Source organism: Paenibacillus sp. GXUN7292 (genome assembly GCF_050864975.1).
Classification (GTDB): Bacteria; Bacillota; Bacilli; order Paenibacillales; family Paenibacillaceae; genus Pristimantibacillus.
In genome coordinates this window covers 41,380-63,068 of the sequence record NZ_JBOZWO010000014.1, presented here as the reverse complement: position 1 = coordinate 63,068, position 21,689 = coordinate 41,380, and the positions used below count along the sequence as shown (strand labels likewise).

At 42.3% G+C, this 21,689-nt stretch carries 15 protein-coding genes; 13 read left to right on the top strand and 2 right to left on the bottom strand.

Annotated features, from left to right (window positions below; genetic code table 11):
* Nucleotides 1-115 precede the first annotated feature (115 nt).
* The 6 genes from ACRRU2_RS13555 (at nt 116) to ACRRU2_RS13530 (ending at nt 7,280) form a co-directional block, all read left to right on the top strand.
* Nucleotides 116-808 carry a PspA/IM30 family protein gene (locus ACRRU2_RS13555; RefSeq protein ID WP_432502366.1) on the top strand — a complete coding sequence of 231 codons (693 nt, stop codon included), beginning with the start codon at nt 116-118 and terminating at the stop codon, nt 806-808.
* Between the two features lie 4 nt (nt 809-812).
* The gene (locus tag ACRRU2_RS13550; protein WP_432502364.1) at nt 813-1,847 is read left to right on the top strand and encodes a TFIIB-type zinc ribbon-containing protein; all 1,035 of its coding nucleotides are present in this window, start codon (nt 813-815) and stop codon (nt 1,845-1,847) included.
* Nucleotides 1,841-2,629 carry a TPM domain-containing protein gene (locus ACRRU2_RS13545; RefSeq protein WP_432502453.1) on the top strand — a complete coding sequence of 263 codons (789 nt, stop codon included), beginning with the start codon at nt 1,841-1,843 and terminating at the stop codon, nt 2,627-2,629. The genes ACRRU2_RS13550 and ACRRU2_RS13545 overlap by 7 nt, the downstream gene beginning before the upstream one ends.
* 18 nt (nt 2,630-2,647) lie before the next feature.
* Nucleotides 2,648-3,649: an SPFH domain-containing protein gene (locus ACRRU2_RS13540; RefSeq protein WP_432502361.1), complete on the top strand. Its 1,002-nt coding sequence runs from the start codon at nt 2,648-2,650 to the stop codon at nt 3,647-3,649.
* Between the two features lie 324 nt (nt 3,650-3,973).
* Complete coding sequence (gene ahpF / locus ACRRU2_RS13535; protein WP_432502359.1) at nt 3,974-5,503, top strand: alkyl hydroperoxide reductase subunit F; 1,530 nt, start codon at nt 3,974-3,976, stop codon at nt 5,501-5,503.
* Nucleotides 5,504-5,864: 361 nt separating this feature from the next.
* A complete protein-coding gene (locus ACRRU2_RS13530; RefSeq protein ID WP_432502356.1) occupies nt 5,865-7,280 on the top strand; it encodes a discoidin domain-containing protein in 1,416 nt (471 codons plus the stop codon).
* A 97-nt stretch (nt 7,281-7,377) separates the two neighbouring features.
* Here ACRRU2_RS13530 and ACRRU2_RS13525 read toward each other — a convergent pair whose 3' ends face one another.
* Nucleotides 7,378-7,479 carry a hypothetical protein gene (locus ACRRU2_RS13525; protein ID WP_331700447.1) on the bottom strand — a complete coding sequence of 34 codons (102 nt, stop codon included), beginning with the start codon at nt 7,477-7,479 and terminating at the stop codon, nt 7,378-7,380.
* Nucleotides 7,466-7,732 carry a substrate-binding domain-containing protein gene (locus ACRRU2_RS13520; RefSeq protein ID WP_432502354.1) on the bottom strand — a complete coding sequence of 89 codons (267 nt, stop codon included), beginning with the start codon at nt 7,730-7,732 and terminating at the stop codon, nt 7,466-7,468. The genes ACRRU2_RS13525 and ACRRU2_RS13520 overlap by 14 nt, the downstream gene beginning before the upstream one ends.
* Nucleotides 7,733-7,998: 266 nt before the next feature.
* On the opposite strand from ACRRU2_RS13520, the gene ACRRU2_RS13515 reads away from it, so the two are divergent.
* From ACRRU2_RS13515 to ACRRU2_RS13485, 7 genes are all read left to right on the top strand, one after another.
* Complete coding sequence (locus ACRRU2_RS13515) at nt 7,999-10,275, top strand: helix-turn-helix domain-containing protein (protein ID WP_432502351.1); 2,277 nt, start codon at nt 7,999-8,001, stop codon at nt 10,273-10,275.
* Nucleotides 10,276-10,574: 299 nt separating this feature from the next.
* Nucleotides 10,575-11,498 carry an ABC transporter permease gene (locus ACRRU2_RS13510; RefSeq protein ID WP_432502349.1) on the top strand — a complete coding sequence of 308 codons (924 nt, stop codon included), beginning with the start codon at nt 10,575-10,577 and terminating at the stop codon, nt 11,496-11,498.
* Nucleotides 11,499-11,522: 24 nt separating this feature from the next.
* Complete coding sequence (locus ACRRU2_RS13505) at nt 11,523-12,413, top strand: carbohydrate ABC transporter permease (RefSeq protein WP_432502347.1); 891 nt, start codon at nt 11,523-11,525, stop codon at nt 12,411-12,413.
* A gap of 89 nt (nt 12,414-12,502) precedes the next feature.
* On the top strand, nt 12,503-14,173 hold the full coding sequence (locus tag ACRRU2_RS13500; protein ID WP_432502345.1) for an extracellular solute-binding protein: 1,671 nt from the start codon (nt 12,503-12,505) through the stop codon (nt 14,171-14,173).
* Between the two features lie 296 nt (nt 14,174-14,469).
* Nucleotides 14,470-18,954 (top strand): DUF7594 domain-containing protein, encoded by a 4,485-nt coding sequence (locus ACRRU2_RS13495; protein WP_432502343.1) that lies wholly within the window; start codon nt 14,470-14,472, stop codon nt 18,952-18,954.
* 30 nt (nt 18,955-18,984) lie between these two features.
* Nucleotides 18,985-20,232: a sialate O-acetylesterase gene (locus ACRRU2_RS13490; protein WP_432502341.1), complete on the top strand. Its 1,248-nt coding sequence runs from the start codon at nt 18,985-18,987 to the stop codon at nt 20,230-20,232.
* 482 nt (nt 20,233-20,714) lie between these two features.
* Entirely contained in the window at nt 20,715-21,686 is a 972-nt protein-coding gene (locus tag ACRRU2_RS13485; RefSeq protein WP_331700441.1) for a sugar-binding transcriptional regulator, read from the top strand.
* The last annotated feature ends 3 nt before the right edge of the window (nt 21,687-21,689 follow it).

Below are 21,689 nucleotides of genomic sequence, written 5' to 3'. Positions count from 1 at the left end.
TCAAAATTTACTAATAACAATATAATGCTTTAATATGAAACCATTTGGGCGCAGAAAATGTATATAATAAAATAAGAACAATTTTAAAGAACATTTTTTGTAGGAGGAGTTCGGCATGGGACTTTTATCCAGATTCAAAAATATTGTGAAAGCTAATGTGAACGCCTCGAAGGACAGTACAAAAAATCCAGAGAAGGCGCTAGATGATTTTTTTCGAAATGCGAATATGGAGCTTGGCAAAATCAAAGCAGAGGCAGCATCGGCGCAAGCGGAGATGAATACAGCAAAAAGAGCGCTTGATGAATCGAAAAGCGAAATGAATAAGCTTCAGCGTTATGCTGAAAAGGCAGTAGAAGCCGCAAATGATGACGATGCTCTTAAATTTTTGGAGCGCAAGTCACTGCAGGCGGCGAAGCAGAAGCAATTGCAGGCAGGTTATGAGCGGGCTGCCTCTAAAGCTGCAAGCTTGCAGCAGATTCAAGATAAGCTTGCGGCAGATTTAGATCGTTTGGAAGCACGCCGTTTAGACTTGAAGGGAAAGCTGGCAGATGCAAAGCTGCAGCAGCAGCTGAATACTGCAGGCTCTTCGATTCATGATGCCTTCAAGGCTGTAGAAGAAGAAGCGAACCGGATTTTGGATGAAGCGGCGGCAAGAGCGGAGCTCTCGCATGATGGGCAAGCCATTGATCTGGATGAAAAGTTCAAAGCATTGGAACAAGATACGGTTAGCGATTCTGACGAAAATGCAGCTATGAGTACCGAACAGGAACTGTCTGTCATTAAAGAAAAAATGAAGAAGAAGGAATAAGCAAATGCCGGTTATCGAATATAAATGCCCCAATTGCGGCAGCGGGATGGTCTTTGATGGAGAGACAGGAACGCTGACTTGTCACAGCTGCGGAAGACAGGATAATATCGAGCAACTGTCCGATCCAATTGCGAATCAGTTTTTTTCAGATGAAGATAAAACGTTAGAATATCATTGCAACAGCTGCGGAGCTGTCATTATGACCGAGGAAGAGACGAGCGCAACCTCTTGCAGCTTTTGCGGATCAGCGGTCGTTCTTGGTGACAGGTTGTCAGGAAAGCTTGCCCCGGTAATGGTGATCCCTTTTTCAATTCCAAAGGAAGAAGCGATGAAGGCCTTTCGAAAGTGGTGCCGAAATGGACTGTTAACACCTAAAGATTTCATGACAGCAGATCGCGTCAAAAATATTACCGGCTTATACGTCCCCTTTTGGCTGTATGATCTGGACAATCATATTGAGGTGCACGGGCGTGCCACAAAAATTAGAATGTATGAGCAAGGCGACTATCGGTACACCGAAACCAGGCATTTCGAGATTTATCGAAAAATCCGCTTGAATTATGTGAAGGTGCCAATTGATGCATCTGAAAAAATGAATGATCAGTTGATGGACAAATTGGAGCCATTTCCTTATGATCAGCTGAAAAGCTTCAAAACGCAGTATCTTGCGGGATATATTGCAGAAAAATACAGTTATACAGATAATGAGCTGCTGCCGCGTGTAAAAGACAAAATAAAGCATTATATTGACTCCTATATCGGGTCTACTGTGGCGGGCTACAATACGGTCAATTATTCCGATAAGCAAATTAATACAAGGCTCAAAAACTCTGATTATGTGCTGCTTCCTGTTTGGATGGTATACTATGATTACAATAAAAAGGTATATACGTTTGCAATGAACGGCCAAACCGGCAAAGTAGTCGGAAAGCCTCCTATTAGCCCTAACAAGGTAATAGCTTGGTTCGCGGGAATATGGGGAGTTTCTATCCTATCCTTAAAGACCATCTCGTGGTTGATGGGAGGAGGATTCTGGTGAGAAAATATGTATCGGCAGTTGCATTTGTGTGCCTTATTATTTCCTTGCTCGTTCCTGTAAGTTTGATGGCTGCGCCTGAGCAGAAGCAGTTAGTATTTGATCAAGCGCGCCTGCTTTCAGAAGGCGAACGCAGCGAGCTGACTGCCTTGGCAAATGAGCTGGGAGCGGAAAGAGAAACGGATATTATAATTTTGACTATTAATAATGCTGACAATAAAGACGTTCAAATTTTGACAGAGGACTTTTATGACGATCAAGCTCCCGGTTATGATAAGCCGCATGGCAATGCAGTAATTCTGACACTGGATATGAGAAATCGTGAAATATACTTGGCAGGTTTTTATAAAGCTGAGACATACTTGGATGACAAGAGATTAAACAAGATTCGCGATAAAATTACCCCGAATTTGTCAGATGGAGAATATAAGCGAGCTTTTGAAATGTATATTAAAACGGCTCACAGATATATGGGATTTGAACCGGGGACCAATCCTGACAATATTTTGTTTAATCGCTGGTTCCAGCTTGCCGTTTCGCTAGGCTTGGCATCCTTAGTGGTGTGGATCATGGTTCATCGTTCCGGAGGCCGTGTTACCGTAAATGCTAAAACCTATGAGGCGAGCAATCAATCCGGAGTGCTGGAACGAGAGGATCGTTATATTAATACAACAGTGACGAAGCATAAAATCGAACGAAACAACGGCGGCGGCGGTTCTGGACGCGGAGGCGGCGGAATATCGGGCGGCGGACATTCGCATAGCGGCAGCAGAGGAAGGTTTTAATCGAAAGGATGGATGAAAATGTCTTTTTTTAGAAATCAATTTGCAAACGTAGTAGAATGGGAAGAATTTCGCGATGACATGATTTTTTGGAAATGGAGCAATCGTGAGATTAAAAAAGGAAGCAAGCTCATTATTCGCCCTGGCCAGGATGCTATCTTCGTAAATAACGGCAGAATCGAAGGCGTCTTTACGGATGACGGAGAGTATAATGTAGATTCCGAGATCATTCCCTTTCTTTCTACGTTAAAAGGGTTCAAGTTCGGCTTCAACAGTGGGATGCGTGTAGAGGTTCTATTCGTGAACACGAAGGAATTTACAGTGAGATGGGGAACGCAAAACCCGATTATGATCCCTGTTCCACAGCTTCCAGGCGGTATGCCTATTCGCGCAAACGGCACGTTTAATTTTAAGGTAAGCGACTATGTAACCCTTATTAATAAAGTTGCTGGCGTGAAAAACAGCTATCTGGTAGAGGATGTAAAAATCCGTATTACTTCCGTGCTTGATCAGCTGCTGATGAAATGGATCAGCCGCGAAGGAAAAGATATGTTTAATCTGCAAGCAAACGCTTCTGATATCGCCAGGGGTATTCGTGAAGACCTGGATATGCAGGTGTTGGATGACGGCTTCTCCATTACAAATTTCCAAGTGATGAGTTTCAACTATCCGCAGGAAATTCAGGACATGATTACGAAGAATGCATCCTATGAGATGATCGGCAATATGCAGAAGTATCAGCAGGCAGCTATGACGGAAGGGATTGCATCGGGCAAAGTTCAAGGCGGCGGCGCAGCTTCGGATATGGCGGGTATGATGATGGGGATGAATATGGCTAATGAAATGTTGAAAAACATGAATCAAAACCAGAATCAAAATCAAAATCAAAATCAAAATCAACAATCCGCATCTTCCGCTCCAACCTCTGAGGGGGACAGCAAAAAGGCTAACTTCTGTCCAAATTGCGGCACGAAAAATGAAGGAGCGAACTTCTGTCCGAATTGCGGCCAGAAGCTCAATTAAGCTGTTAGAAAATCTGATTGTATAAGAAGTATGGAAGCCAGCCGTGAGGCTGGTTTTTTCAATCTCTCATCGCTAAAATTAAAACATGATGTGCATTTGCAGGACTAATCTATATTTTTTGATACATACTAGCAAATATGAAGAGTTAGTGAACAGGTTGACATTGAAAATCGTTACTATATAATAATAATTATAAATAAGGACTGGTTAACTTGTTAAGTGAGACTATAGCGGGTTCAGTTCACTAGGAGGTAGGAGTAACTAGGCACTGAAACGCTAAAGCCGAGCCTTGATCTTGTAGGTAAAATATAAGGGGGAGAGACTATGAAACTGGATGCAGAAATAAAAACACAGCTGGAGCAATATCTTCAGCTTATGGAAGGTGACGTCCTGCTGAAAGTCAGTGCAGGAGACGATTCGGTATCTCAAGATATGCTGGATTTAGTTAATGAGTTATCCAGCATGTCCAGCAAAATTACGATTGAACAAACTCAATTGTCTAGAACACCAAGCTTTAGTGTAAATCGTATCGGTGAAGACACTGGCGTCACCTTTGCTGGAGTACCGCTAGGACATGAGTTTACTTCGTTAGTGTTAGCATTGCTTCAAGTAAGCGGAAGACCTCCAAAGGTTGAACAAAACGTCATTGATCAGATTAAAAGCATACAAGGCGAGTATCATTTTGAAACCTATGTCAGCCTAAGCTGCCATAACTGTCCTGATGTTGTACAAGCTTTGAATTTAATGAGTGTTCTTAACCCCGGCATTACCCATACGATGATCGACGGCGCAGCTTTTAAGGAAGAAGTTGAAAGCAAGGAAATTATGGCGGTGCCGACGGTTCACTTGGGCGGAGAATTTTTCGAAAGCGGAAGAATGACGATCGACGATATTCTTGCCAAGCTGGGTACTGCTGATCAATCCGAGTTTGAAAACAAAGAGCCCTATGACGTTCTAGTTGTCGGAGGCGGACCTGCCGGTGCGAGTGCGGCAATCTATGCAGCACGTAAAGGAATTCGAACAGGGATTGTCGCTGATCGCTTTGGCGGACAAGTGAATGATACGCTAAGTATCGAGAATTTTATTAGTGTGAAGTATACCGAGGGTCCTAAGCTTGCTGCAAGCCTTGAAGAGCATGCGAAGGAATATAAAATAGATATTATGAAGGCGCAGCGTGCGAAGCGTCTGGAGAAAAAGGAACTTATTGAAGTAGAGTTGGAAAATGGGGCTATTCTGAAAAGTAAAACCGTCATCATTTCTACAGGTGCTCGCTGGCGCAATCTGGGCGTGCCTGGCGAGGCGGAATTCAAGAACAAAGGTGTAGCTTACTGTCCGCATTGTGATGGTCCTTTATTTGCGGGAAAACACGTCGCAGTTATTGGCGGCGGCAACTCTGGCATTGAAGCGGCGATTGATCTTGCGGGCATCGCGAAGCAAGTAACGGTGCTGGAGTTCATGCCTGAGCTGAAAGCCGATTCTGTCTTGCAAGACCGTCTTAATTCTCTAACGAATACAACGGTAATCAAGAATGCTCAAGTGAAGGAAATTACGGGAACCAGCAAGGTTGACGGCATTAGTTACATCGAGCGTGAAAGCGGTGAAACGAAGCATATTGATCTGGAGGGCGTATTTGTACAGATCGGGCTCGTACCTAGCACAGAGTGGTTAGAAGGCACGGTCGAACGTACGCGTATGGGCGAAATTATTGTAGATAGTCATGGCGCAACAAGTATTCCTGGCGTATTTGCTGCAGGTGATTGTACAAATACACCTTATAAGCAAATTATTATTTCTATGGGATCAGGTGCTACTGCAGCATTAGGAGCCTTTGATTATATGATCCGAAATCAATAAGAAACGCCGTATAGTTTATACAGAGTCATTAAAAGACACCCGATCGGGTGTCTTTTGTATGTTCAATTCTTCGCATAATCTATAAATCTGCAAACATCCCTACACGATCTTGAAAAAAAACAAGACAAATAAAATATACTTCTGTCAAGATGTAGGCACAGCTCATTACCCGCAAGCTTCTTTTCTTCACCACATAAGTTTCAATCTTGCTCTCCGTTTCCCTTTCCTTTGCTTCATCCAGAGTTGCCCACAATGAAGACGCGTTCCTATTAGCTCGTTGTTATAAAGGAGGTGATCCCGCCGCCATATCCGGTATCCAGTCGTAACCGCTTGTCCAAATGAAAATAGGAGGAGTTGTTGTATGGTAATTAAGGAACGCAGGTTTATCAGCAAGATTTATGCTGTTTTCTTCTGCCTATGCTTGGTGCTGCTGTCTTTTGGGTTATTGCCTCAAAAAACGATAGCTGCATCTATTACTTGCAGCACATCTGCTTGTCTGACCACGGCATTATCGAATGCTGCGCCTGGCGATGTTATTACTCTGGCTGCTGGCGTGACGTTTTCAGGTGTATTTGTAGCCAGCGCTAATGGCACCTCTGCTAACCCAATCATCCTTCAATCCGATAGCTCCAACAAAGCCATACTTGAAGGACCAGGAACGAGTGCAAACTATAATTTGCACATGACAGGCGATTATTGGATTGTAAAAAATGTGAAAATTACGAATGCAAAAAAAGGAATTGTGCTGGACAATGCCAATTATACGTTAATCGATAATGTAGAGGTTTATCACATTGGTGAGGAAGCCATTCATTATCGCGATGGAAGCTCTTTCAATACGCTTCAAAACTCTAACATTTATGATATAGGTACTGTAAATCCGCAATTCGGCGAAGGCGTTTATGTAGGTTCAGATGTAGGCAAATGGGGATCATTCGCCAAGGAAACGGATCATAATGTTATTAAAAATAACGTTATTGGCCCTAACGTAAGAGCTGAATCCATTGATATTAAAGAAGGCGCTACAGGAACCATAGTAGAAGGCAATACATTCGACGGAACAGGCATCTCTGGCGCAAACGCAGCGGACAGCTTTATAGACATAAAAGGGAATAATAGTATCATTCGCAATAATATTGGATACCGCAACAATAACCCGCAAATCAACGATGCGTTTCAAACAAATGAAAAATCGCCGGGATGGGGATATAACAACGATATTTACAACAATGTCGTCGATATGAATAATACGACTGGATATGTTATCAATGTCAAAGCAGGCTCAGCAAATGCGTGCAATAATACGCGTACTCCGGCCGGTAATATGTATTTGGGAGCGGTAACCTCTTATACAAGCTGCAGCGACATCACGCCGCCAGCGCCTATAAAATTTACGGTACCTGCAGCGAATGTGACGGCAAGCACTTCTGATTTCAATCTTCCCGCCAGAGCCGTGGATGGAAGCTTGAGCACGCGCTGGTCAGGCGAAGGCGATGGCGCTTGGATCAAATTTGATCTGGGCTCCAGCAAAACGGTTGCCTTTATAAAAATAGCATTTTATGATGCCTCCAAAAGAACGTTTACCTTCGATATTCAAACATCGGTGGATGGTACCGTCTGGACTACTCATAGCGTCGGCCTGCAGAATGCTTTAAATAATAATTTACAAACCTTCGATATTGCCGATTCAACTGCGCGTTATGTCAGAATAATCGGGCATGGCAATACAAAAAATGCCTGGAACAGCTATACAGAGGTTGAGGTTTGGGGTTTGTGAAAATGGCAAGAGGATGAACAATAATTTGCTGAAGTGAAAGTGCAAGTTCCGGGGCAATATTAGCTCTGGAACTTGCACTTTTGATCGTTACTTAAATCTAAGTTGAACTGCGCAATACGAGATGTGTAGGGAGGGTAACTCTCCTTGGCAAAAATGTATTTCCGTTAATGCGCTCCAATAAAAGATCAAGAGCTAACATGCCTATTTCTTTGGTTGGTACATGAATCGTCGATAACGGAGGATTGGAATACTTCGACACTCGACACCTCTATATTCGATAAGCCCATAACGGCTACTTGGTCAGGCACGGATATACCATTGTTATACAAACTATTAAGCGCCGCCATAGCCATTAAGTCGCTGGCTGCAAAAAAAGCAGTCGGATAATCATTTGTTTTACATAGTTCATTCATTTTTTCTATACATAAAGCTTCATCCCACCTGCAGTCCACCACCCAATCGGGATTGACCGGCAATCCAGCAAAAAATAAGTAAATATGTTGGCATAAAAAAGGAGTTGGTATAGTGCTGGCTCCTCAGGTATTAGAGAAATCCGCGTTTTTTTCAAAACGCCGGGTTTCTCTTTTTTTTGAAAAGACTTATAATGAGTTATTAAACTGACTTTAGCATGTGTTCTCCTTCATAAACAAAGTGAGAATAAGATTTTTGTAAACGCATTCAAAATGCCGGGATAAGGACTCAGAGGGAAGGGAAAGCATTGAAAAGTTTTACTTCAAATTCGCATAAGATTTTCTTTAAGCATCTTGCTTCTTATATGATCTTGTTAATGCTGCCAGTTATCGTGTTGGGCGGACTTATTAATTTGCATTTTATTAATAGTTTGGAAAATGAAATTCTTACGGCAAATCTTAATAAACTGGATCAGGTGCGCAGCATAACAGATGATAAATTGCAGCAATTGTATAATATTAGCATGCAGATTTCCTTGCGGAGAGATCTTGGCTATTTTCATTTTAGCGATGATCCGTTGAATGCTCTTAATGCTTCAAAGGAGCTGCGCAATTATTTGGTAACTGATCGATTTTTTTATGAGATGTTCCTTTATCATCGCGGGGATGAATACATCTATTCCTCTTCAAGCTCTATGCCTCTTCAATTGTTCGAAAAAAAATTATATCAATACGATTCATGGAGTTTCGAAGCGATCAAGAATGAATTGAACACATTAAAAAACCCTAAGGTACGGGCTGCCGAAGGATTGGTTTCTAACCAAGTGAAAAGTCGGGTCGTTACGTTTTTATATCCACTCTCGAGTGACGGCTTTACAGCCGATCGGACCTTAATGGTTCTTGTTTCTGAACAAGCGTTAACAGAACTTTTGCGGGATGCTAATAATGAATATACAGGAAATACTTACGTGCTGGACAAAGAAAATCAAGTAGTTGCATCACTGCTTTCTGACCCTTCCCTGGATATTACAGAAATGGTGAGTTCGTTCGGGGAGGATCGCTATTCCATTAACGACACAGTGACACTTAATCATAATGCTTACCTTCTTTCCTATATAAAATCAGATCAAACAAATTGGAAATATATAACGATAGTGCCTAAGGAAGAAGCATTGCACAAAATTAATGATGCCAGACTTGTATTTCTGTATACTGCGGTTATTCTTCTCCTTTTTGGCGCATGTGTGATTTGGGCCTCGATCAGGCTAAATTACAGTCCTATTTATAATTTAAAGAAGTATTCCGACATGCTATGGGGCGGGGGCGAAAATAACGGAAATGAGCTTGATGCTGTTAAGGAAGCACTTGATTATTTAAGCCATCAAAATCGACAGTTAAATGTTCAGCTGCTGGATCAGTCTGTTCTGGCACAGGATTACTTTTTATTTAATCTTTTTAAAGGGACAAACATGTCAGAGGATCAAATTAAGAAGCAACAGTTGGAAGTCGGCTTGCGATTAGATAAAACCTCCTATCAAGTCGCCATTTTTTATTTTCATCTAAACGGGCAATCTGCCCTGAACTATGCAAAGATGAAAGCTTTATTGGAGGTGAGGGATTCCGAGCCCGTGCTAAGCTATGTCAGAGATGATCTGGACCAACAAAAGTTAATTATGCTAATAAATTTCGATCAAGAGGATGTTGTTGAAGCGAAAGAGTTGTTGGAGAAATCAAAGGAGCAGCTGCAAGCATATAGCAACAGCTATGTCACTATGGGAGTAAGTGGAATTTATATATCTCCAACAGCTATTCCGAAGTCTTATTTAGAAGCTATGTCGGCGATAGATTATCGGCTAATTAAAGGGATTGGACAATCGATCTATTTCGAAGAAAATCATTTAAGTGATCAACTGCTAGTTCTTAATTCGGCACAGATCGTGGAGAAGCTCGGTCATTATATTAAACAGAGTAATCAAGAACAGATCGAGTTGCTGCTCAACGATGTGATTAACAGTATTAAAAATAAACAAACGACATTATTTGCTGTAAGGATGGTTTGCTTCGATATTATACATACAGCAGTAAGAGCATTCGATGAAATTAACAGATCCAGCCACTCCTTCAATGCAGCTTTGCCTAATGCGCTTCTTCTCAAGGAATTTGAAACGATTGACGAACTGGTGGAAATTGTTAAATCTATTAGCCGGGAAATTAGCGACCTGCTTGACAGGCAAAATCAACAGAAAGAAGAAACTCCAGCCGAAAGCATGACCGCTTACATTCAAGAGAATTATACGAACCCTGATTTCAGTGTTGTTTCAATGGCTGAGGTTTTCCAAATGTCACAAACCTACTTGAGTCAATATTATAAAGAACAGACAGGATCCACGATATTGGAGTATGATACTTTTCTAAAGATGGAAAAAGCGAAGCAACTGTTAAGTTCAACAAAGCTTCCTCTTAAGGATGTCTCGTTAGAAGTAGGCTATTATAATGTGACTAGCTTTATCCGCAGGTTCAAGCAAGTGATCGGAGTAACTCCGGGGGAATATAGGAAACAGAACAGCAAGTATATGTCTAGTTGAAAATCGTGATTGGTAAGAGGGGAGTTTATTCCCCTCTTATTTTTATTGCACACTCGCGATCGCAAAAAGGACGGCGACAGCCGTTTCACCTTGCGTGATATACAATTATTTTGGATATACAATTCGTTACTGACAGCCGCTAAACCGCTAGCGGGCGCAGGTTTATGGGTGAATACTAATAAATTGCATGGACCTGAGAAATTGTAAATTTACAAAATGATTGCCCCTCGGATATTGTGAAATGGAAAGGCAGCTATAGCTTGGATCTGCCGGAACAAAGAAAACAGCAGAGGTGGAACATGGAAACAGTAAAGGAGAGAAGAGGAGTCCTTACAAAAGTTTTTAGAGATTATCAATTGTATGTTTTGGCTTTACCTGCAATCGCTTACTTACTCATCTTTCATTACATTCCGATTTATGGCGTACTGATGGCTTTTAAAAAATTTAACGCGGTATTGGGGATTTGGGGAAGTGAATGGGTGGCATTCGAACATTTCCAAAGATTTTTCAAATCGTATCAATTTTGGCCCATCATAAAAAACACGCTGACTTTAAGCGTATACCAATTGGCGGTAGGGTTTCCGATTCCAATTATTCTGGCGATGCTGCTTAATCAAACGAGAAATAAGCGCTTTAAGTCCATTGTGCAGACGGTTACTTATGCGCCGCATTTTATTTCGATAGTTGTACTTGTCGGTATGGTTTTTATTTTCCTATCTCCGGGATCAGGTCTTGTGAATCATGTGATTGCCGCTTTCGGCGGTGAGAGAATGTTATTTATGGGTGAACCTGCCTATTTCAAAACCATTTATGTCCTTTCTGGTGTTTGGCAGAATATGGGGTGGTCGAGCATTATTTATTTGGCTGCACTCGCTTCGATAAGCCCGGAGATGTATGAGGCAGCCAAGGTAGATGGAGCGAATAAATGGCAGCAGATTTTGAAAATCGATCTTCCGAGTATTATGCCTACAGCAACCATCTTGCTCATCCTTCAAGTCGGACAAATTATGAATGTTGGATTTCAGAAAGTATTTCTGATGCAGACGCCATTAACCGCCGCATCGCAAGAAATTATTAGTACGTATGTTTATAAGATTGGTTTGATTCATTCCGATTTCAGCTATTCTACTGCAATTAATTTATTTAATTCAATTATTAATGTGGTCCTGCTTATTACCGTCAATCAAATAGCAAGACGCTCATCAAACACAAGCTTGTGGTAAAGGAATGAAGGAGGGAAAACAGCAGTGAAGGCGATTAAGCTATCCAAAGGGGACCGCATCTTCGATGTTGTCAATTATGTAATATTAAGCATCATTTTATTGATCATTTTTTATCCGCTATACTTCATTTTTATTGCTTCATTTTCCGATCCAACGTATGTGAACAACGGGAAAATGCTGTTGTGGCCTGTAGGGTGGATGACGTTGGGCTACGAAAAGGTGTTCCAATACAAGGATGTTTGGATTGGCTTCCGCAATACGATTTTATATGCGGTTTGCGGAACTTCATTGAATGTAGCATTGACAATGGGCATTGCTTATACATTGTCGCGCAGGAGCTTCGTTGGAAAAAAAGCGTTGATTGTATTTATTTTGATCCCTATGTTTTTTGGCGGCGGTCTAGTACCGACGTATTTGCTTGTGAAGGATCTTGGACTGTATAACACACCATTGATCATGATTATTATGGGAGCAGTAAGTATATTCAATGTGATTATCGCCCGGACCTTTATTCAGGTGTCCATTCCTGAGGAACTTTACGAGGCTGCTCAAATAGACGGCTGCAATCATTTCACCTACTTTTTTCGGATTATTCTTCCTCTTTCCAGTTCTATCATCGCTGTATTGGTGTTGTATTACGGGGTTGATCATTGGAATGAGTTTTTCACAGCTCTTATTTATTTGAACGACAAAAATTTGTTTTCACTGCAATTGGTCTTACGAGGCATATTGATTGAAAGCGCTGTACAATCCGATCTTGTGGCAGGAGCTGAAGACGCTGTTCGCCGTCAGAGGGAAATGGAACAGCTTAAGTATGCTCTTATTATTATGACAAGCTTGCCTATGCTGATCGTATATCCTTTTCTGCAAAAATATTTTGTCAAGGGTGTTATGATCGGTGCAGTTAAAGCATGAAAGGTGTCCTATGAAATCGTCAAGTTGGCTATCTGGAATGTCTGCAGCGTTCCTTAGCATAGATTGATAAAAATCCAGGAGGGTTAGCAATGAAAATAAGTCAGAAGCTGGTGTTTTTGCTGGCGATCATGCTGCTTGGCGTCACTTTATTATCTGCATGCTCGAGCAACAATGGGGGAAAGAAAAATGGGGATAGGCCATCTTCATCACCGAGCGAAACTACAGACAACAAAGAGACAAAAGAAGATGCGGTACCTAGGGAAGGACTGCCTCTATCAAAGGAACTGCAAGAAGTGAATATAGTTACAGTAGTTCTCGATGGGAAGCCCGCAAGCTCAGAAATTCTTTATTGGAAAGATATAGAAGCGGAGACTAATGTCCGCGTTAAGTTTCAAGATGTTGCTCAAAGTCAATGGAACGAGAAGAAAGGGCTGCTGTTCGCCAGCGATGAGCTGCCGGATGCCTTTATTGGACATGCCATTTTAAGTGAAATTGATTTGTTGAATTATGGAGCACAAGGCCAGTTAATCCCGCTTGAAAAGTTAATTGAAGAATATGCACCAAATTTGAATAAAGTGTTTGTGGAATACCCTGAGCTAAAGCAACAATTAACAGCTCCAGACGGACATATTTATAGTATCCCAACCTTCGATGATGGCGTTGTTCCAGAAGTAGGTTATCCGCTATTTGTAAATAAACAATGGTTGGAGGATGTGGGCCTGGAAGTTCCGGTAACTACGGATGAGTTCGAACAAATGCTGCTCGCATTCAAAGAGCAGAAAAAGACTGTTGAAGGATCGGCCGTTATCCCACTTACTACAGGTCCGGGCAATAATTTTTTCTCACAGCTTTTCGGTGCTTTCGGTGTTATTGATTATTATCCAACAGGCTCCAATCAATTCGGTGCTCATATCTATAATAAAGACAACGAAGTATTCTATACGGCAGCAACTGAAGAATATAAAAACGCAATTAAATATTTCCATAGATTGTATTCCCAGGGGCTGATTGATAACGAGTCATTTACACAGGATGGAAGTGTTATGGGCTCCAAAATCAAAACAGTTCCCCGAATTGTAGGTGCATTTCAAGGCTGGCGCAGTACGGCTTGGGCAAATACAGAGGAAGAAGTTGGTGATTATATTGCAATAGGTCCACTAAAGGGTCCGGATGGACATCAAATGTGGATGAAAAATCTAACGGGTCTAACGACGCATGGATCTTTCGCCATTACTAAAAAAGCTGAAAAACCAGAGCTTCTCATGAGATGGGTAGATAATCTGCTTTCAGATGATAACAGTTTAAGAATGGCATTCTCCTATCGATTTGGAGATACGATCGAGAAGACAACAGACAACAAAATCAAAATCCTTCGAAACCTGGATTGGAACAACCCAAGTGAGAGTTTAACTGCTCCTTCAAGCTCATCAGGATTTAGCTTCATGACTAGAAGTAATGCAAATCGTTTTCTGGATATTCCATCTCACATGGTGGAAAAAAAGGGTTATGACAAACTATATGAAGGATATACGGTAAATCGATTCCCGAAATTTTTTGTTAGCCAAGAGGAATCTCAGAAACTGGCGACAGTTGGCACCGATCTCAATACGTATGCCAATAGCATGTATGCCAAATGGATTGTTAAGGGCGGAATCGACGAGGAGTGGGATGGCTACCTGAAGCAGCTTAACGCTATGGGGATGGATGAATACGTAGGCATTTATCAAACTGCATTCGATCGCTATAACAATGTGAAGTGATCATCCACGAATAAAGTGAATCCGGCTTGATGGGCAGGGGATTAGAAGACAGACTTTAATCCCCTTTCTGAGACTGTCGATTCATTGTGGGCAACTATTGATAAGCAATGAGAAAGGGGAAACGGAGAGCAAGAATGGGAATGGAGAAGCGGCAGCGTCCGCCTTTGTAGGCTGATTTTTTCCTTTTTCTATTGCTTGTTGCAACTATCCACAATGAATCGACAGTCTCTTTCTAGTGGTTACAGGATGTAATCTACGGTCAATCTAGCTAATGTAGCTGAAGGAGGACAAAAATAATGAGTAGAACTACTAAAACTGTAAGCGCTTTAATCATTATATTGTCAATGTTTTTCGGATACCTTCCAGTAAAAAGTGAAATAGAAGCAGTGCAAGCAGAATCTACTAGCGATTTTGACCAAATGAGGTCGAAATGGCATGAAGTATTGACCGGCGGGGCATGGAATGATCCAAATGATCCGGATGTTAGGGTGATCATTGAAGCTCAAATATCCGTCATAACGAATGATGAAGCTATTGGACATTGGGATACGATGAATAAAAATGCGGAACGTACAACGCTTTGGGAAGATCTGGCGAGTACGATTTCTTCACCTCAAATTACAAGCAGTTATAACCGAATTATGGCGATGGCAAGAGTTTATGGGACGATAGGTTCAACCTTTTATAAGAATGCATCACTGCGAGAAGATATTATTGGCGCATTGGAATGGATGTATGCCAATCGCTATAACGAGCTATCTGCCTCCTATGATAACTGGTGGGACTGGGAACTGGGTATCCCGCTGGAACTGAACAATATAATGACGATCATGTTTGATGATCTGACTGAGGAGCAGGTCGAGAGATTCAGCCGCCCTGTTCTAAAATATTCTCCTGGCATTAAATACAATGATACGGGAGCAAACCGATTATGGCGTGTGTCCGTTCTTGGATTAAGCGGCGTATTGAATCAAAATGCAGCGCTTCTCCTTAAAGCGCGTGATGGAATTAGCGATGTATTACTTTATGTGAATGACGGAGACGGATTTTATGAGGATGGCTCATTCATCCAGCATAACAAGCATCCGTATAATGGAGGGTATGGAAAGGCGCTGCTAGGCACTATTGCCAACATTATTTATTTATTGAAGGACTCAGCATGGGAGGTTACAGATCCGAATATACAGAATGTGTATAGTTGGGTAACGGATTCGTTCGAGCCGCTCATCTACAACGGAGCATTAATGGACATGGTTCGAGGAAGAGAAATTTCACGTGAGTACGCTGAAAATCATGTTGTTGGTCATCAGACGATTTCCGCAATTCTAATGCTTTCGAGGTCCGCTGATGCGGTAAATAAGCTAAGGTTTGAACGTATGGTGAAGAATTGGATAGTAAACGATCACTATCGTAATTATATTAGCCATGCTAGTTTAAACGTTATAGGACAAGCCAAAGCTTTGCTCCAAAATAGTGACGTCCAGGCCCGGGATGAGTATGTTTTGAACAAGGCTTTCTCATCTATGGATAGGGTCGTTCATCACCGTGAGGAATTTGCTGTTGGCTTAAGTTTATCCTCTAACCGAACCTATAAGTATGAGGCACTTAATAATGAAAATTTGAAGAGCTGGTACACATCGGATGGCATGACCTATTTATACAACGGAGATTTGTCACAGTATAGCGACGGCTTCTGGGCCACGGTCAATCCTTATCGTCTTCCTGGCACGACTGTGGATACCCGCGAAAGAATTGCTGGTAATGCTTCCAATTATACTTCAAAAAACCAATGGGCAGGCGGAACTGTACTGGATGACGTATATGGAATTTCGGGTATGGAGCTTGATGCAGAGGGAAGCGATTTGAAGGCGAAAAAATCATGGTTCATGTTCGATGATGAAATTGTTGCATTAGGTGCGGGGATTTCCAGTAATGAAAACAGAACAATCGAAACTATTATTGAAAATAGGAAATTAAGCCGAACCGGGAGTAATATATTGACGGTAGACGGCGCAGTTAAGATGGTTAATACAGGTTCACAGGAAACGATGAATGATACGTTATGGGCGCATTTATCCGGAGAGACAGCGGAATCGGATATCGGTTACTTCTTTCCTGGCAGCGCAAAGGTTGAGGGCTTGAGAGAACTGCGGACTGGGGCATGGTCGGATATAAATCAGTCCAAAGGTTCTTCAGATTTAATCTCCAATCATTTCCTTAATTTATGGTTTGATCACGGTGTTAATCCGAATAACGCGGAGTACGCCTATGTATTATTGCCGAACAAGACTGCTGCACAGACAGGGGAATATAGTGAAAACCCGGACATTCAAATTGTCAAAAATACAGAAGAAGTTCAAGCGGTGCGCGAGAGTGATCTGGGGATATTGGGCGTTAACTTCTGGGATCCGGGCCGCGTGGAATATATTAAAAGCTATCAAGCCTCTTCTGTTATTGTCCAAGAAGAAGCAGGGCAGCTCAGTGTGTCTGTGTCAGATCCTACGCATGCTCAGGATAAAGTAATTATTGAGCTCAGCAAGGCGGCGACGAATGTAATAAGCCAGGATCCGACGATTACGATCCTAGAGACAGCACCTATAAAATTTGCTGTTAATACGGCCGGCTCTATGGGGCGTTCGCATACGATTAAGCTTTCTTACGACTCTGAGCTTATGAATCCTGTGAAGAAGCTGTATCCTGAAGCAGATGCTTATGTTGACAGTACTCAGCCTGATTCAAATTTTGGCTCAGAAGCGTGGCTTGAAGTTGACGCTGCTCGTGAATCATTGTTGAGATTCGGCCTTCCATCTCTAAATGAAGAAATAGATGCAGCGACATTAAACCTGCTTGCCATTTCAACGGGGTCACCAAGTGAAGGTCAATCAAACGTCGTTCATGAAGTAATTCAAAATGATTGGATAGAAACAGGATCTGCAGGTGTTACCTGGAACAGTAAGCCACTGACCGGGAATGAGCTGGGAGCATTTACAGCTAACGAAACGGCAGATTGGGTAAGCTTGGATATGACGGAATACATCCGCTCACATTTTGATGAAAACCATAAGGCAGGCTTTGCTATAAAGCAAAGCGAACCAGGGTTGATTTCTAGTATTTATAGTAAAGAAACAGATAATCCAGATAATCGGCCCTATTTAGTCATCACATCCTATCTGTTTACAGGTGCACAGCTTGATCGGGTTGAGGCATCGATAGAGGGTCCTAGTGTAATAAAGGTTGGAACAAGCACTAGGCTGATGATTGAGGGAAGGATGGAGGATGACACACTAGCGGATCTGACGGAAGGTGACATCACATATGTAAGCAGCCATCCCAATATAATATCGGTTGACAACCAAGGAAATATTGCCGCGATAAAAGCAGGCAGAAGTACAATAACGATTTCGGTTACGCTTAATGGTAGAATGATAACAACAGTTGTATCGGTTGCGGCAACAGTTAATGGCCTGCGCACGATAGAGATTTTGGCAGAGGCTGACAGCTATGTGCACGAAAAGACACCAGATACGAATTATGGAAGCGCTACAGGAGTTCCAGTCACAAATAGTCGTTCTCAAGCCCGTGAAGCTTACTTCAAATTTGACCTCAGTCAGATCGAAGGCGAGATTTACTCTGCGAAGCTGAAATTATGGGCCACAAACACGGATGGCAAAGGCGGAATGAAAGAAAACAAGGTGTATATAACAGATAATAGCTGGGAAGAAAACACTATTACTTGGAACAACAAGCCTGCTGCAAGCTATTATGCTGGCTCGATACATGTTGATCCGGGCTGGAAATGGCAGGAAGCAGATGTAACCTCCGCTATTGTCGATCAAATGGAATTAGATCGCAGGCCAAGCTTTGTAGTGCTTCAAGAAGGGGAAACTCGCTTTATTAATATTTTTAGCAGAGAGAAGCCAAGTGAACAACCAAGACTAGTACTGCAAACATACGATACTCCCCCTGCTGAAGGAGCTGATAGGAGATTATCGAAAATTCATGCCACGGTTCCCGGAGCAACCGTGCTTAAAGTGGGGACGGGTACATCGCTGACCGTTGAAGGCGTGATGGAGGATCTTTCCATTACGGATCTGGCTGAAGCTGATATCATTTATAACAGCAGTAAACCAAGCGTAGTGACAATTGATACTCAAGGGAAAATTTCAGCTGTGAAGGCTGGGAAAAGTACGATTACAGTCACAGCCACACTTTACGATATTACCAAAACAACGGATATAGTAATTGTAGCAACGGCAGATGGGTTAAAAACAATAGAAGTATTACCAGTCGCGGATAGTTATGTCGCTTCCAATTTACCTGACCAAAATTATGGAAGTACAGGAGGACTCCCGGTAACTAGTAACAAGTCTAGCATTCGGCAAGCTTACTTTAAGTTTGATCTAAGCGGAGTCCAAGACGAGATTTACTCCGCAACGTTTAAGCTGTGGGCTACAAACTCGGATGGCAAGGGCGGCGTGAAGGAAAATAAAGTGTATCAGACAAGCAATGACTGGACTGAGGATGAGATTACGTGGAGTAACAAGCCTGCAGCGGGCAGCTACATGGATTCATTCTATATCGATCCTGGTTGGAAGTGGCAGGAAGCCAACGTAAGCACTGGAATTGCAGGCCAAACAGGAGCTGGGCAGACCTTTAGCTTTGTTGTGCTTCAGGAAGGGGAGGCACGATATATTACAATTTACAGCAAGGAAAAGACAAGCGAACAACCACGTTTAGTTCTGCAAACCTATACTTTGGAGGAGGATGAAGAGGAATTTTAGACATGAATTAATTTATTGGGAGTTGCAGAGATGAATGAGAATGTGGATCATGCCGAAAATCTGGCATTGGGAAAAACGACGGTTATCAACCAGGGCGGGACGCTTGCAACAACAGATGCAGCCTATATAACAGACGGCGACCCAACCACAATGTGGAGATCCTATTCTCCCGGAGCGCCTTCGGTATTAGCTGCAGATGTAACTTTGGATTTAGGCTCTCTGCAGCTATTTAATAAGATTGTCCTTACTGAATATAAACAGAAGGCTAATCAATTACTAGTAAGCATTTCAGATGACAATGCCAGTTGGAATGTGGTGCATAACGAAATTCTTCCGGCCTCTAGTGAGACTAATAGAGAAACAACGATTACCGTCGACAATCTTGCGGCCAGATATATTAAACTTTCCGCTCCTGACGCGTCCTGTGGATTCGGCATATATGAACTTGAAGTCTATAATATTTCTAGCTTTTCAAGCATGATTGTTTGTACTGATCATTACGGCGGACCAGAAGTGAAAATTAATTACCCGAAAAGGGATTTTCATTTGTACCTGCTTATAGGACAATCCAACATGGCTTCAAGAGCGCCTTTCGAATCCCAGGATATCGCAGCTATGGATAGAACCTATTTATTTAACGGGCTCAATCAATGGGAATCTGCCGGGGCGGGACTTATAGCCAATAATCCGGGTATCAATACCCTTCAAGGATTAAACAGATATTCTTCAGTAGAAGTTATGACGAAAACGAATGGATATAGTCTAGGCAGCTCTTTTGCACAAGCCATAACGGAACGATTTCCCGACATCAGTGTGGGTATTATTTCCAATGCAAGAGGCGGCACGACTATGGCTGAATGGCAAAAAGGTAGCGGTACCGATCTTTATGAAGAAGCAGTAAGAAGAACGCTTTCGGCTATGGAGTCAGGTACGTTAAAAGGAATTTTATGGCATCAGGGAGAATCGGATGTAGGTCATGTCAGTACGTATATGAGCAGTCTTCATATGCTTATTGCGAATCTGAGGGAAGATCTTGGCGTGCCGGATGTGCCTCTTATAGTGGGACAGATTTTGCCTGGGAAGAGCGATTCCTTTAACACGCTGCTTACAATCGTTGGTCAGCATATAGAACAATCCGAGTGGGTATCCAGCAACGACACTTTTTCTATAGGAGATGGAACACATTTTGATAATGCCAGTCAAAAGCTGCTCGGATTAAGGTATGCGGATAAGATGATCCCGCGTTTATTAAGCGGCTTCGCTTGTGAATCTGATTGATAGAAAATTACGCATTTTAATATCGGCCAAGCCATTCTTTCGAGGGATGGCTTTTTTTTGATTAGATGCATTAGCATTGAGCAATAAGTGGTCAGTAAAGTGGTCAGACGTTCCGCTATTCAGCGAAAAATTCCTGTTTTGAAGGGTGAAAGTGACACACGTTCCGTTATTGAGCGAAAATGTGGTGAAAATACACTTGTATGAGCCGGATAGCGGAACGACTGTCCGCCAAACTCAAAAAGTGATGTTTTTAAGGCGGATAGCGGAACGTGTGTCCAGCAAATTCGGCACGTTAACCTCAACAGATACTTTTTTGTTTCGTCTTTGTTTCGTCTTATAGGAGTATCAATGGGGAGACTTCCAATGAAAGGGAAAAGGAATGGAAAAAATAGATATTGTAAACGGTTTTAAAATGGTGTATATTCAACTTGAACATATTCTTAACCTCTGAACAAATGTTCAAGGACGAGGGGGGAGGTTGCATGGGACAACAAGAAGAACGGATAAGGCTGCTGGTTAAGATTAGTACGCTTTATTATTTAGATGGTATGAACCAGCAAGAAATTTCCAATCGGCTTGGTGTTTCCAGACCACAAGTAAGTCGTTTATTAGCGGAAGCAAAGACAGAAGGGATCGTTCAAATCGATATTCACAATCCTTTCTCAGAGGAACAGCAGTATGAGCGCGCTATATCAGAAACATTCGGCATTCAAGATGTCATCGTGGTGCAATCAACTGGGGATGACCAAGGCAAGGAAGACGTACTTCTTGCTCGAGCAGCTGCAACCCTGCTGGAAAGTGTTATACGCGATAACGATACGGTCGCTATTATGGCTGGTCGAAGCATCGCTTCTGCGGGAGCGAGGCTGCGTTACAACAACACGAAGGGAACTTCCTTTGTACCGATGATTGGCGGTTTTGGATCAGATGGATCGAGTATGCACGCAAATACGAACACACGGATTATGGCGGAGAATATGAAGGGGAGTTACTCGCTGCTCAATGCGCCCGCAATCGTTGTTTCGTCAGAGGCTAGAGAGCATTTTCTTGCTGAACGCGATATAGCCAATGTATTAGAGAAAGCACGAACAGCTGATGTGGCCATTGTCGGTATTGGTCAGGTTACGAAAGAATCTGCAATAGTTCAATCGGGGTATTTGCAGTCGAGCGAGGTGGAAGCGATTCATAAGCAAGGAGCTGTATCACAAATAGGAGCTTCTTTCTTAAAGGCAGATGGCGAGCATCTTGAGAACGAGCTGGAGTCCAGAATTATCGGGTTAAGCATTGGAGACATTAAAAAAATTGCTAACGTTATTGCAATTGCAGGGGGCAAGCATAAGGTAGAAGCCATTGCCGCTGCTTTGCGGGGAAAATGTATGAATGTGCTTATTACTGATTTGGTGACGGCTAAGCTTGTCCTGGAATGGAATCGCTTAAATCCTGTTTCTTCCTGACAG

Excerpts from the sequence above, each read along its gene's own strand:
- ACRRU2_RS13485 (WP_331700441.1), top strand. The coding sequence starts at position 20,715 with ATGGGACAACAAGAAGAACGGATAAGGCTGCTGGTTAAGATTAGTACG.
- ahpF (WP_432502359.1), top strand. The coding sequence starts at position 3,974 with ATGAAACTGGATGCAGAAATAAAAACACAGCTGGAGCAATATCTTCAG.
- ACRRU2_RS13500 (WP_432502345.1), top strand. The coding sequence starts at position 12,503 with ATGAAAATAAGTCAGAAGCTGGTGTTTTTGCTGGCGATCATGCTGCTT.
- ACRRU2_RS13540 (WP_432502361.1), top strand. The coding sequence starts at position 2,648 with ATGTCTTTTTTTAGAAATCAATTTGCAAACGTAGTAGAATGGGAAGAA.
- ACRRU2_RS13550 (WP_432502364.1), top strand. The coding sequence starts at position 813 with ATGCCGGTTATCGAATATAAATGCCCCAATTGCGGCAGCGGGATGGTC.
- ACRRU2_RS13555 (WP_432502366.1), top strand. The coding sequence starts at position 116 with ATGGGACTTTTATCCAGATTCAAAAATATTGTGAAAGCTAATGTGAAC.
- ACRRU2_RS13490 (WP_432502341.1), top strand. The coding sequence starts at position 18,985 with ATGAATGAGAATGTGGATCATGCCGAAAATCTGGCATTGGGAAAAACG.
- ACRRU2_RS13495 (WP_432502343.1), top strand. The coding sequence starts at position 14,470 with ATGAGTAGAACTACTAAAACTGTAAGCGCTTTAATCATTATATTGTCA.
- ACRRU2_RS13530 (WP_432502356.1), top strand. The coding sequence starts at position 5,865 with ATGGTAATTAAGGAACGCAGGTTTATCAGCAAGATTTATGCTGTTTTC.
- ACRRU2_RS13525 (WP_331700447.1), bottom strand. The coding sequence starts at position 7,479 with ATGTTAGCTCTTGATCTTTTATTGGAGCGCATTAACGGAAATACATTT.
- ACRRU2_RS13510 (WP_432502349.1), top strand. The coding sequence starts at position 10,575 with ATGGAAACAGTAAAGGAGAGAAGAGGAGTCCTTACAAAAGTTTTTAGA.